The sequence below is a fragment of the Vibrio sp. 1151_11 genome (assembly GCF_029478525.1).
GTDB lineage: Bacteria > Pseudomonadota > Gammaproteobacteria > Enterobacterales > Vibrionaceae > Vibrio > Vibrio anguillarum.
This window is the reverse complement of sequence record NZ_SHMN01000002.1, coordinates 55,954-69,431: the sequence shown is the minus strand read 5'-3', so window position 1 is coordinate 69,431 and position 13,478 is coordinate 55,954. Positions and strand designations below refer to the sequence as shown.

The 13,478-nt window shown below is 46.7% G+C and carries 13 protein-coding genes; 3 read left to right on the top strand and 10 right to left on the bottom strand.

The annotated features are described in order from the left end of the window. Positions 1–62: 62 nt before the first annotated feature. The 5 genes from EXZ60_RS02195 to EXZ60_RS02175 all read right to left on the bottom strand — a co-directional run bounded on the left by EXZ60_RS02195 (position 63) and on the right by EXZ60_RS02175 (position 6,682). Entirely contained in the window at positions 63–2,603 is a 2,541-nt protein-coding gene (locus EXZ60_RS02195; RefSeq protein ID WP_277435218.1) for an Ig-like domain-containing protein, read from the bottom strand. Between the two features lie 372 nt (positions 2,604–2,975). Further along, positions 2,976–4,181, bottom strand: coding sequence for a NupC/NupG family nucleoside CNT transporter (locus EXZ60_RS02190; RefSeq protein ID WP_277435217.1), 1,206 nt, complete (start codon positions 4,179–4,181; stop codon positions 2,976–2,978). A 218-nt stretch (positions 4,182–4,399) separates the two neighbouring features. Then, a complete protein-coding gene (locus tag EXZ60_RS02185) occupies positions 4,400–5,347 on the bottom strand; it encodes a LysR family transcriptional regulator (RefSeq protein ID WP_277435216.1) in 948 nt (315 codons plus the stop codon). 61 nt (positions 5,348–5,408) lie between these two features. Further along, positions 5,409–6,377, bottom strand: a complete 969-nt coding sequence (locus EXZ60_RS02180; RefSeq protein ID WP_013857211.1) for a lytic murein transglycosylase — start codon at positions 6,375–6,377, stop codon at positions 5,409–5,411. Between the two features lie 23 nt (positions 6,378–6,400). After that, positions 6,401–6,682, bottom strand: a complete 282-nt coding sequence (locus tag EXZ60_RS02175; protein ID WP_017044579.1) for a YcgL domain-containing protein — start codon at positions 6,680–6,682, stop codon at positions 6,401–6,403. 199 nt (positions 6,683–6,881) lie between these two features. On the opposite strand from EXZ60_RS02175, the gene minC reads away from it, so the two are divergent. Genes minC through minE form a run of 3 tightly spaced genes read left to right on the top strand, consistent with a single transcriptional unit; the run spans position 6,882 to position 8,647 of the window. After that, the gene (gene minC / locus EXZ60_RS02170; protein WP_013857213.1) at positions 6,882–7,544 is read left to right on the top strand and encodes a septum site-determining protein MinC; all 663 of its coding nucleotides are present in this window, start codon (positions 6,882–6,884) and stop codon (positions 7,542–7,544) included. Positions 7,545–7,563: 19 nt separating this feature from the next. After that, positions 7,564–8,376: a septum site-determining protein MinD gene (gene minD / locus EXZ60_RS02165; protein WP_277435215.1), complete on the top strand. Its 813-nt coding sequence runs from the start codon at positions 7,564–7,566 to the stop codon at positions 8,374–8,376. A gap of 4 nt (positions 8,377–8,380) precedes the next feature. Next, positions 8,381–8,647: a cell division topological specificity factor MinE gene (minE, locus tag EXZ60_RS02160; RefSeq protein WP_010317176.1), complete on the top strand. Its 267-nt coding sequence runs from the start codon at positions 8,381–8,383 to the stop codon at positions 8,645–8,647. 56 nt (positions 8,648–8,703) lie between these two features. Here the strand turns inward: minE and rnd are convergent, their stop codons facing one another. From rnd to EXZ60_RS02135, 5 genes are all read right to left on the bottom strand, one after another. Continuing rightward, the gene (gene rnd / locus EXZ60_RS02155; protein WP_277435214.1) at positions 8,704–9,822 is read right to left on the bottom strand and encodes a ribonuclease D; all 1,119 of its coding nucleotides are present in this window, start codon (positions 9,820–9,822) and stop codon (positions 8,704–8,706) included. A gap of 97 nt (positions 9,823–9,919) precedes the next feature. After that, a complete protein-coding gene (gene fadD / locus EXZ60_RS02150; RefSeq protein WP_026028639.1) occupies positions 9,920–11,614 on the bottom strand; it encodes a long-chain-fatty-acid--CoA ligase FadD in 1,695 nt (564 codons plus the stop codon). A 102-nt stretch (positions 11,615–11,716) separates the two neighbouring features. Beyond that, complete coding sequence (locus EXZ60_RS02145; protein WP_277435213.1) at positions 11,717–12,571, bottom strand: alpha/beta hydrolase; 855 nt, start codon at positions 12,569–12,571, stop codon at positions 11,717–11,719. 2 nt (positions 12,572–12,573) lie between these two features. After that, entirely contained in the window at positions 12,574–13,137 is a 564-nt protein-coding gene (locus tag EXZ60_RS02140; protein ID WP_277435212.1) for a Slp family lipoprotein, read from the bottom strand. Between the two features lie 15 nt (positions 13,138–13,152). Beyond that, positions 13,153–13,458 carry a chromosome partitioning protein ParA gene (locus EXZ60_RS02135; protein ID WP_277435211.1) on the bottom strand — a complete coding sequence of 102 codons (306 nt, stop codon included), beginning with the start codon at positions 13,456–13,458 and terminating at the stop codon, positions 13,153–13,155. Between the last annotated feature and the right edge of the window lie 20 nt (positions 13,459–13,478).

Here is a 13,478-nt window from a genome sequence, read left to right as displayed (position 1 = left end):
AGCGAGCCAAAAAGAACCCCAGCACTGCGCTGGGGTTCTTGCGTTATAAACCAACTTAGCCTTTATTGGGCATTATTCATTTGCGTCAGTTTGTTGCCTATTGGCGTAGAGAAATTGTAGCCGTCGTGTTCGTCCCAGTTAATAGACCATGTCATCACACCACCGTAGTTAGGGTAGTTGAAACTCGGTTTCACCGTCGCGCAAGAGGTTCCCTTGGTTAAGCAGTCCAACGCATCAAGAATGTTTTGCGTGGGCGCTTGCCCAGAGTTGGCAGAGCTCGGGCCAGAAGGCAAACCGATTGCAACTTGATCGTCACGCAGTGGTTCAAAGCGTGAACCATCGGCCAAATCAAACCCTTCTAACAGCATTTTTGATTGAGCGACCATCATATCCACCGAACCTTCAGGTGCTGCACCCGGTAGATAAGGGTTTGGTAACCCACCGTTGTTATAGAGCTGGACATGAAGTAGATCGAGTGTGTCACGAACCTCATTGATGATAGGAATATACGCTCCCCAAATGCCGCTATAAGCCACCATTCCTCCTTGAACATAAGGGTGTTCTGGTGCCATGGTCAGGTACATATCACCGCCGATGTTGGCTTCAATTTGCTTTAATGCCCGGCCCAAGCGCGCTTGAATTTGCGAGCCATGCATTAAGTTAGAACCACTTTCTAAATCAACATCCAAGCCATCAAAACCCCACTCTTTGATCAACGCCGTCAAACTATCAACAAAGTGCGCTTCATCACTGTCAGTATTGAGCGTAATGTTGCCTTCAGCGCCACCAAGTGACAAAACAAAAACTTTGCCTTTGGCTTGCAAGGCCGCCATATCTTGCTTGAACTGGGTAGCATCTAAGGCGGGACAGCTACTATGCGCATCGCCTGCGAAAAGATTGAAATGCACGGTTCCATTACTGTTGCGGTCATTATCGGCAAATGCAATATCGATCACATCCCACGCATCAGACATATCAGCGAGACGCATTGGGCAGCCAGCAGCATTGACAAAATTATGCCAGTAACCGATCAATTTGTGCTTTTTCTGTGTCTGTTCAACCACCTTCACGGCAGCTGCGTCTGACAATACACTACTGCCTGCATCATAAGCTTGCGCAGCCACTGTGTATTCGCCGATAGCCGTAGGTGTCCAAGTGTAGGCATAAGGCGCACTAGTATCAGTTGCGACCACCGCTCCATTCACTAAGAAATCGACTTTAGAAACAGCACCAGTGAGTGACGTCGCATTGGCAGCAATATTGACTGGTTTACCTAAACCGACGGTTTGCCCTGACGTTGGCGATGTTAACGACACCACTAACGCTTGATCGCTCACTGAAACGTTAATCTGACTTTCAGCGCTATTATTGTCATTATCGGTTGCGATGGCTTTGAGTGTGGTACTTCCGACCTTGCTCGCAACCCACTCAACCGAATAAGGCGATTGGTTTACTACGCCAAGGCTCGTGCCATCAGCAAGAAATTCCACTTGTACTACACTGCCATCGGCATCATTAGCTTGTGCACTGAGCAGGATGGTAGAACCAGCCAGAATCACTTCATTATCAGCAGGGCTTGTCAATGAAACGGTAGGTGGCGTGGCGCACGCGCCCATTCCTGTCCACGCTTCTTGCCAATAACCTCCTTTGCCCGGCTCATAGGCCCACGCTGAGCTGGAAGAGCACCAACCTGCGATATCACAACGGAACTTTTGATTATTGTTTTGCACTAATTCGCCCGCAGCGTAACTGCTACCCGCCATATAGGTTGCTAAACCTGCACAACCACCACTTGAGCCTCCAGATACAACTAAGGCGACCTCTTGGCTATGAGTCGTTTGGTTATCATTATCCGTCGCTTTGGCTTTAAAGGTGTGAGAGCCTGAGACAGCAGTCCAATCGTGGGCATAAGGTTCTGAAGTATCTGAAGCGACGAGTTGTCCATCCACATAAAAATCAACTTGCGTGACGGTTCCATCCGAATCGGTGGCATTAGCGCTTAGCGTCAATGAGTCACCAGCCGCTAGCTGCTCAGCACCTGTTGGGCTGGTTAAGGAGATGGAAGGAGGTACTAAACCACCAACAGGCGTAACCGAGATGGTTGACGCTGTTGATGTAGTCGCACCCTGATTATCAGTGGCAATTGCAGTCACTTGGGTTGCGCCTAAAGCGGCAGTCCAATCGGTTTGGAAAGGCGCTTGTGTGATGACGGCGATCGACACGCCATCAATCAAAAATTCAACCTGTGCCACGCTACCATCGCTATCAGACGCCGTGGCTTGCAGCGTGATTAAGCTGCCTTGTGGGATTTGTGCATTATTGGCAGGAGAAACGAGATTTAGCGTGGGTGGAACATTGCCACCACCGCTGTCACACTGCCCGAGTGATAGCCAAAATGCCCAAGGGCCGTTATTGCTTGCAGGATCATTTCCCTGCGTCCAATAGTTAGCTTGATAGGCTGCGTTAGATTGCGTCACTTTATCACCGGACGTATAAATGGCGGCCGTATCCCAAGAGCCCAAGCCATCACAGTTATAGGCTTGAGCTTGGTAGCTTATCCCTAACGTTGTAATGATGGCGGCTCTGAGTAGATAAGAACTCATTGTTCTCTCCTTTGCTTATGAATAATTAACCCGTTCCCAAGTAACTTGACGTGGTGGCCTGCAATACGCGAGACAAAGCAACATCAAGTAGGCAGGGTATATAACTAATAAGCTAGAGGACGAGAATTGCACTCTAAATAACTGATAATTTTAATTATCTCAGCTCAAAATCACGGCATGATTTTAACATCAACACCGCTTGCAAATCTTTTTCGGCGGACTTCACGAACTCACCTAATCACACGTCGTTGAGAAATTGATATGGCCAATATTATTTTGGTGAGGTGGATGGATAAAAATGCCGGCTCTATTAGCCGGCATCGAATATACAAAATGTATGGTGGGTTTTCGTAACCAATAGAAACGCTACGTTTATAGCGACAAAATAACCCCAGCAAGCGCAGCACTCATCAAGTTAGCCAGCACGCCAGCGCTGATCGCTCGAAAACCATATTGAGAGATGAAGCTGCGACGCTCTGGCACCAAACTGCCCAAACCACCGATCAATACTGCCATAGTCGAAACATTGGCAAAGCCGCACAGAGCAAAAGTCACAATCGCTTGAGAATGTTCACTGAGCGAATCTTTTACGTCCATCAATTGGATAAAAGCGACAAACTCGTTCACGACAATTTTATTACCAATCAGTGAGCCTGCCGTCATCGCTTCGCTCCATGGAATACCCACCAGCCACGCAACTGGAGCAAATAGGTAGCCTAAAATCAACTCAAAACTAAGAGTTAAGCCAAACAAACCGCCCACCCAGCCCAATAGGCCGTTGAGTAGCGCAATCACACTGATAAAGGCCAGTAATGTTGCCCCAACCGCAACCGCGATACGAAGCCCAGACATTGCACCATCAGCTACGGCTTCAACCACATTGGTTGCTTTTGGTATCTCAACCTCTTCGTTGGCCACCTGCTGACTTTGCGCTTCGGTTTCCGGCAGCAAAATTTTCGCCATCAACAAACCAGCTGGAGCTGACATAAATGCCGCCGCAATAAGATAGTTAAGGTTAACGCCCAGTGAGGCATAGCCGACTAACGTACCGCCCGCAACCGAGGCTAAGCCACACGTCATCACCGCAAAAAATTGCGAATCACTCATGTGCTTTAAATAGGGCTTAACCACTAACGGCGCTTCAATCATGCCGACAAAAATGTTCGCCGTGGCCGACAGTGACTCTGCACGCCCCGTACCCAATAATTTTTGCAAACCACCGCCAATCAAATTAATCACTTTAGGCATCAAACCAATGTGGTACAAACCGGAGATCAAAGCGGAGAAGAAAATGATGATGCCAAGCACATTAATCGCAAACACAAAACCAACGCTACCATTGGCTAAACCGCCAAAGAGAAAGCCAATTCCCTCTTGCCCATAATTGATCAAATTCGACACCGCACCCGTGACACTGTTGAGCACTTCTTTCCCCATAGGGACATACAGAACCAATAGTGCAAAGCCTACTTGCAATAAAAAAGCGAGCGACACGGTTCTAAGTTGGATGTTTTTTCTATTGGTAGAAAGTAGCCAAGCCGTAAATAAGATGGCGACGACGCCAAGTAATGAGTTCATTTGCTGTCAATCCAGATAACGGGGATAGGAAAGGCGCGCATTCTATCGTGCGAAAACGAATGCGCAAGTCGCAAATGTTACAGAGGTGTGCTTAAAAATAGCAGCCTTAAGCCTCTTGTTTCAAGCTGTTGATTTGTAACAAGCTAAACGATTGCCTAGGCTTATATTTTCCATATAGAAAAGATGTTTCTGAGTTTGGAAATAATAATTCGTACTCATTACACTTTTGTCAAACGGATGTAAGGCTCTAACTGAGTATCCCAGTAGCAAGGTGTACCGATTAAAGCCTTGATAAATTCAATCACGGCTGAGGTTTTCTTCGGCATATGTTGTCGGCTCGGGTAAACCGCATAAAAAGGCATACTTTGATTTGCGTGCCAATCTGGCAACAACTGGATCAGTTTACCAGTTCGAAATTCATCTCGAATTAAATAAGTCGCCAAGTAAGCAACACCCCACCCTGCCACGGCGGCGTCACGGACGGCTTCGGCTAAATCCACCGAATAGTTACCCGACACATTGATGTTGACCTTTTGCTCTGGATTGGCAAACGACCAACTGGTGTAATCTCGCTCCCAACTACGGTAGATAAGACAGTTGTGACCTAACAGATCACCGGGTGTCTGAGGGGTTGAATGGTTTAATAAGTATTCCGGTGACGCGGCAACCACAAACTGGCAATCGGCGAGACGTTGCGCCACGTAACCTTCGGGTAGATGCTCGTTGTTGGTCACCCACAAATCAAGCCCTTCTTCGAGCATATCGACTCGATAATCGAACAAATGCACTTCCACTTGCAGTTTTGGATAACGCTGACGAAGCGCCTCCAGTGCTGGCAAAATGTGCAAAGAACCAAACGACTGTGAAAGACCAAGCTTAATCAGCCCAGACACCTCATCACGCTGGCTTTCCATTTCAGACTGCGCAGCATCCATCAACCCAACGACCGCAATACAATGGCGATAAAAAGCCTCTCCAGCCTCGGTTGTGGTGAAGCTGCGAGTGGTTCGCTGAACGAGCTTCACCCCGAGCGAGGCTTCCAGTAAGGCCAACTGCTTACTAACATGCGATACTGATACGCCTAAGCTTTTGGCCGCAGCGGTAAAGCCTTGATGTTTGATTAACGCAGCAAATATCACCATTTGCCCTGCACGTTCAACTAGCACACACTCTCCAGAAATAGCAAAGGGCTCATGATGAGCCCTTTGCGTTCAATTAAGGTTCAAATCAATAGGTAATTCTATCCGCCAAATGGCTCACCGCGAGGGCGAAATAATATGAACGGTTCCACTTCATCAACACATTATAGTTGTTGTATACCAAGTAAACGCGGCCATTTTCATCATCTGGCATGATAAGCCAAGCTTGAACGTTGTCTAAATTAGGCAGTGGTTTACCTTCGTAACGGGTAATACCGAGCTTGTTCCACTCTCTCAGTGACTTCCCTTTTTCGGGTTGTCGCCCTTCTAAAGTGCGGTCAAAGCCATGCGGAACTTTAACTTGACGGCCCCAAGTGTATTTATCATCCCATCCCGATTGGCTGAGATAATTGGCCGTCGACGCGAATACATCTTCCTTTGAGCGCCAAATGTCTTTTTTGCCATCGCCATTACCATCGGAAGCGAACGCCAAAAACGAACTCGGCATAAACTGGCATTGTCCCATCGCGCCAGCCCATGAGCCTTTCATCTCATCGGCTTGGATATGACCTTGCTGTAGAATTTGCAACGCGGCCATCGTCTCCTTGCGGAAAAATTCTTCTCGACGACCGTCATAAGCCATAGTCGTCAGCGCATCAATAACACTAAAACCACCGGTCAACGCACCAAAATTACTTTCTACGCCCCACAAAGCCACGATAAAGCGCGGCTGTACGCCATATTGTTCGCCAATGCGGCTAAGCTCTGCATAGTGCTTTTCATACAGCGCCTTTGCTTGGTTCACTTTCCATTCTGGAACCGCGCGTGGGATATATTCATCCAGCGTCAGTTTCTTTTCTGGTTGATTGCGATCGGCCGTCACAGCACGTGGCTTGTACTCCACATTTTTAAACGCATCGATTAAAATTTGCTCTGAAATGCCTTCATTTCGTGCTTGCTGCTTCAAGCCTTCGACATAGTGTTCAAAACTAACCTCATTCGCCATCAATGGCGTGGAGAGGCTTAATCCCAATACGACTGACAATAACTTTCTCAAATCGTCCTCCTTGAGCTGAAAACTTAGCTATCTTTTTGCTGAGCCTTTTGCTGCTTATATTGTTCTAATAAATTTTGTGGCGGTGGCGGTAACTGTAGGAAAAAGCCCTCATTTTCTAGAGACTCTTTTACTTTTTCAATGTTCACTTGGGCAAGTGTACGCCCTTCCAGTTTCACTACCATGACTAAAGTAGGTTTACCGAACATCGCCATTAATGTGTCAGGAACCTGTGAAAAGTCATCCTTTTTGGGGATATAGAGATAGGTACCTTCTTTTTTAGAGCTTTTGTAGATAGAGCAAAGCATGACAAACCTTTTATTGTAATAAACTGGCTTTTCGAGCCAATTAAGTTAGAAACGTTAAACTTTTACCAAATTTGAGATTAAAACAAACATTTGACCGCAAGATAACTTGCTGAGCTAAGTCAGGGAATATAACATGACAACCCTAGTTTCAGGCAACGCCCTTTCTAGTGAAGCCATTAGTTATTGAGGTCAATATAAGATGTCGAATACTCCTGACCTAAAAGGTAGCAGTTTTACTTTGTCAGTGTTACACCTTTGCGACAGTGAAGTTGCCAATACCGTTGAGTTTCTCAAGGAAAAAGTCGCCCAAGCTCCTGCTTTTTTTGCCTCTGCACCTGTAGTGATCAATATTGCTAAAGTGATTGGCGATATTGATTTTGCGATACTTAAACAAGGCATCACTGAAGCGGGAATGATCCCGGTCGGTGTGACAGGTTGCCGTGATAAACGCAGCCAAAACTTAGCCTCAGAAGCTGGCTTTGCCGTGATGGCAGCAAGCAAGTCGCCTTCTCAAGCTCCCGCTCAAATCGCGCCAACCAAGGTGATTCGCACGCCCATTCGCTCTGGCCAGCAAGTGTATGCCAAAGATAGCGATTTAGTGATCCTCAATCACGTCAGCGCGGGGGCCGAAGTGATCGCCGATGGTTCAATTCACATTCATGGTTCACTGCGCGGAAGGGCCATTGCCGGTGCCAGCGGCCAAACGGAAGCAAAAATTATTTGTCACGATTTACAAGCAGAGCTGGTCTCCATTGCTGGAAATTATTGGCTTAGCGATCAAATTGAAAGTGAGTTTTGGCAGAAGAAAGTGATGCTCAGCATGGTTGATGATTCACTGCATTTTGAAACGCTCACGATTTAAAATTAACAAGGAAAACATAATGGCACGCATTATTGTTGTAACGTCAGGAAAAGGCGGCGTTGGTAAAACAACCTCAAGCGCAGCAATTGCTTCTGGCTTGGCTTTAAAAGGTAAAAAGACAGCGGTCATCGATTTTGATATCGGTCTGCGTAACCTTGACTTAATCATGGGTTGTGAGCGCCGCGTGGTGTACGACTTTGTCAACGTCATCAACGGTGAGGCGACACTTAACCAAGCGATGATCAAAGATAAACGCACCGAAAACTTGTTTATCCTGCCTGCCTCACAAACCCGTGATAAAGATGCGCTCACCAAAGAGGGCGTAAAGCGCGTTTTGGATGAACTCGATACAATGGGCTTTGATTTCGTCATTTGCGACTCACCAGCAGGTATTGAGCAAGGCGCGTTGATGGCTTTGTACTTTGCTGATGAAGCGATTGTAACGACGAACCCTGAAGTCTCTTCCGTGCGCGACTCGGACCGCATTTTAGGGATTTTGGATTCCAAATCAATGCGCTCAGAGCAAGGGTTAGAGCCCGTTAAACAGCACCTTTTATTGACCCGTTATAACCCTACTCGCGTGACACAAGGTGAAATGTTGAGCGTGGAAGATGTTGAAGAGATTTTACATATCTCTTTACTTGGCGTGATCCCAGAAAGCCAAGCGGTGCTTAATGCCTCCAACAAAGGTGTTCCGGTTATTTTTGACGATCAATCAGACGCAGGCCAAGCTTATACTGACGCTGTCGAGCGCTTATTAGGGCAAGAAGTCGAGTTTCGTTTTCTAACGGAGCAGAAAAAGGGCATCTTTAAACGACTTTTCGGGGGTTAATATTATGTCTCTACTTGAGTTTTTCCGACCACAAAAGAAAACGACCTCAGCAAGCCTTGCCAAAGAGCGTTTGCAAATTATCGTCGCCGAACGTCGTAGTGAAAATGACCCTGCACCGACCTATTTGCCTCAATTGAAAGAAGACATTCTCAAGGTGATCGCCAAATACGTCGCGGTTGACCCTTCGATGGTTGAAGTCTCTTTTGAGCACAAAGATGATGATATCTCTGTGCTGGAATTGAACGTGAAACTGCCAGACGAAGAAAAGTAATCCTTATGATAAAAGAGCCTGCAAAATTGCAGGCTCTTTCTCTTTACTAACCAATTTTACTCAACCAATTTGTTGAGCCGTTCACCGAGAATAGGTAAGCGCCAACTCTGCATCACATCCGGCAATTGCGCGGGATCTCTCTCTTTCTTCCACACCCAACTCAATAGCTGGTTGAGCTGTTTTTTAGAGGCTAAAAATTCAGTCGCTAAACCCGTGGTTTGAGACACTGATTTAACTTCATCTTTCAACCGTTTAAACAACTGTTTATAGCCGGGATAGTCCATCAAAGGGTCGATTTTAGGTGGGTATTGATCAGCCGGAGTCTGCTGGCCCGCTTTCACCAATGCAATGATTTTGGCACTGTGACGTTGAATCGATCTCGGATCGGCCCCTTCATCAATCATACGGCTTGCACTCGTCAATCCCAAACGAGCGATAGTCAGCAAGTCTGTTTCTTTGACCACAAAATTGAGCGCCAAATCACGGCGTACCGCCTCTTCGTAGCGCCAAGTAGCTAAGGGTTTGAGAATCGCTAATTCTTGCGGTGTTAGTTGCCATGCCCCTTTGATATCTAAATAGGCCAAATCGGGATTAGTCTGTTTAATGCGTTTGACGCTCAATAGTTCAGATTCTTGCTGCGCCGCTTGCCACCAGCCCGCCTGCGTCACTTTATCAAGTAATTTCTCGTAAATCGGCAGCAAATAAAACACATCGGCGGCAGCGTAATCCAACTGCTTTTGCGATAAAGGCCTTGCTAACCAATCAGTACGCGATTCACTTTTATCAATTTCAATCCCTAAGAATTCATTAACCAATGCGGCAAATCCGGTAGACAGTCCATGGCCGAGAAAGGCTGCCATTATTTGTGTATCGACCATTGGAAACGGTGTGCAGCCAAATGCATTATGAAACACTTCGAGATCTTCACCACACGCATGCAGCACTTTGAGCACGGAGGTGTCTTGCAGTAGCTCGACAAAAGGGGCCATGTCATCAAAGGCAAGTGGGTCGATTAAAGAGAGGTTTTCACCATCATAAAGCTGGATCAATCCGAGCTGTGGGTAAAAGGTACGCACTCGGACAAACTCGGTATCGAGCATCACCACATCGGCATCTCGCGCGGCAAGGCATACACGTTGTAGGTCGTTAGGCTGGGTAATTATTTGGTAGTTCACTAATGGCTCACTTTGGGCAACCCTACTAGAGGGGACATAAAAATGCCGACGGTTTGAGTCGGCATTCTAGCACTATTTTTTCATACTGACTTGATGCTTAGGCACGTTTTGTTTGTTCAATTGCCGCATCATTTTCTTCACGAAGTACGCGGCGTAAAATTTTACCCACATTACTCTTTGGTAAATCTTCCCTAAACTCAATCAACTTAGGCACTTTATAGCCAGTCAAATGTTTACGGCAATGGGCAATGATTTCATCTTTGGTTAAGCTCGGATCACGCTTAACCACATAAATCTTGACGATTTCACCAGACACTTCATGAGGCTGGCCGATAGCGGCCACTTCTAATACTTTGCCATGCAGTGCAACCACATCTTCAATCTCATTAGGATAAACGTTGAATCCAGAGACTAAAATCATGTCTTTCTTGCGATCGACAATATAGACCATTCCTTGCTCATCAAACTTGACGATATCGCCTGTAGAGAGCCAACCATCGGCATCAATCACTTCTTTCGTCGCTTCCGGTCTTTGCCAATAACCTTGCATCACTTGTGGGCCACGCACTTGCAACTCACCGACTTGATCATAAGCCAACACTTTGCCTTCATCATCAACGATACGCACTTCGGTTGAAGGAACGGGTAAACCAATGGCTCCCGAATAATCACTTAAATCATAAGGATTACCTGTCACCAGTGGTGCACATTCAGTCAAACCGTAACCTTCAAGCAGGTGGATACCCGTCACTTTTTTCCACTGATCGGCCACCGCGCGCTGTACCGCCATGCCACCACCAACAGAAAGCTTAAGATTTTTGAAATCAAGTTCATGGAAATCTTCGTTGTTGACCAACGCATTAAACAGCGTATTCACCCCCGTAATGGCAGTAAATGGGTACTTTTGCAGCTCTTTGACAAAGCCTGGAATATCGCGTGGATTAGTAATCAATAGGTTACGCCCACCCATTTCGACGAACAGTAAACAGTTTACGGTCAGTGCAAATACGTGATAAAGCGGTAATGCCGTCACAACCAGTTCGCGGCCTTCGGCCAATACTGGGCCATATGCCCCTTTTGCTTGGAGCACATTCGCAATCATGTTGCGGTGGGTCAGAATTGCCCCTTTTGCCACACCGGTTGTACCACCGGTATATTGCAAAAATGCAATGTCGTCGCCAGACATAAAAGGCTTCACATACTGTAAACGGCGACCTTTGTGCAACGCCTTACGCATGGAAATGGCACCTGGTAAGTCATATTTTGGCACCATCCCTTTCACATATTTCACAACGAAATCAACCAACGTCCCTTTTGCTCTAGGTAACATCTGTCCAAGGCTGGTCAATACCACATGTTTTACCGAGGTATTTTCAACAATTTGCTCTAAGGTATTGGCAAAATTCGAGACGATGACGATCGCCTTTGCATCGGCGTCATTCAGTTGATGTTCAAGCTCTCGCGGGGTGTACAACGGGTTAACATTCACCGCAATCAACCCGGCTCGTAATACGCCAAATAACGCGACCGGATACTGCAATAGGTTAGGCATCATTAAGGCGACACGATCACCTTTTTTCAGCTTTAGCTCATTTTGCAAATAGGCGGCAAATGCTCGGCTGCGCTCTTCCAGTTTACGAAAAGTCATGACCGAACCCATATTCATAAAGGCTGGTTGATCGGCATATTTATGAACCGATTGCTCAAACATTTCGACCAAAGAGAGGTACTGATCAGGGTTGATGAATTCAGGTACGTCAGTTGGATAGCGTGAAAGCCAAGGTTTCTCCACGGTAATACTCCTCGTTATTGGCGGCTGCTCTACGGCGATATTTTTATGTGCGCTATTACAGCACAGCCAAAGCGCTTGAGCACGAAACACTCAAACACTTGTTTAAATTTTGTTAACTAAGCCAAAAATTAGTTCGGCGACTTGCGAAGGTTGCTCAAGATGGCAATGATGACCACCAGAAATAGTGAACATCTCTTGCCGATCATCGGCGAAATAGCCTCGAGCGGCTCGTAACTCAGAAAAACCGTGTGTACCGAGAATCACACGTTGTGGGCATTGGATGTGCGCCATTATGTGCTGAGCATGCTCATACGACATGCGATACAAGGAATCGCTGTTTAACTGTGGGTCATGACGCCAATACCACTCGTCATTGCGCCGCTCAACCCCTCGAATAACGATGGGTTGGATCAAGGCTGCTTCTAACTGGTTGACTTCGGCTCGGCGAGCAACAGCGTATTCTAAGTTAGGTAACCTACGACGAGGCTTACGCCGAATCCGCTGGCGGCTGAGTACGCCATTGCGCAGCCTGGCCACACCCTCTAGTGGCGATTCAGCCAATGGAGCCATTCCTTCGATTTGAACTAATCCTGCGACTTGCTCAGGAAAGGCGGCACTATAGCAACTTGCGATTAAAGCACCAAGGGAATGCCCTACGATCACTAACCTGTTTGGCGATAAGTTGAGCAAAAATGAGTAAATATCATCAATATAGTCATGAAATGGGTAAAAATGACCGTCGGCTTTATGGCTTGAAAGGCCATGTCCCGGTAAATCGATTGCGCAAAGGTGTAACTGTGGATTAAGGTGACTTAACGCTTTGATAACGGTAAGAAAACTGGATGAATTATCTAACCAACCATGCAAAAAAACGACCGATAAGTCGGCCGTTTGTGCGTTTCCCACCTCTTGAGTCGCAATCATTCCTTGCGCAAGAGAGTACTGTTTTTGTTGCATCGCTATTTCACTTCTTGTACCACGCGCCCTTCACGAGCACCAATGTACATTTGACGACAATATAAGCTGTGGCAAGGGTACATATAAGTACCGAGATCATTCACGACCACTCTTTCTTCAACTCGCCACAAATGTAGCCCTTTTACGGCCATGGTTGGGAAAGTGTATTCAAACTCACCTACTTTGGCTTTTTCTGGAGTAAGGCTGGTTCCCACTAGCGTCACCAAACGATCTTTCGCATAAGCCACTGGGTCAACAAACCCGTCAACATAGCCAACAAAACGCCCTTGCGGTTCGCGGTCGATATCCGGTCGGCCTGATGAGCTAATCGGCAAATTGACTATTTCAATCCGTGTTTTATCCGCCAAATTAGTCACACTGGCGATGACGCCGCCCAGCCGGACTTCATCTTGCTCATTGGTTGGCGTATTGACCCAAGTGGCGTAATCGGTGATCACGGCCTCACTACTGGCACGAAGATCATCCGGTAAGCTTGAGCATGCACCAAGCAGCAATGTGGACGATAACAATAGTAACGTTTTAGAAGTGGAAAAAGATCGCATCATAATGACCTTGTTGGATTAGATGTAGATATCGACCCCAAGCAGTTGAGCAAGTTCCTCTTTTTTTGCTTGGTTCATCACGTCCATGTACCCTTCCATCGCCTTTCTTGCTCGGCCTTCTGGAAGATCGTATTCCAGATTAGCCCGATGAATCTCTGATGGATCGACATGACGAATTGAATGAGAAACAGCATTCGCCACCTTAGTAGGTTGGCCTACTCCGGTTTTGGCATCGCTTTTCTTTACCCCATTGTTCTTATTTGCGCGATTAGCCCTATTGCTACCGGGCACTATCGCAGGAGGTAAACCGTTAATTGAAACCATACTGTTCCTATTCAATTAGA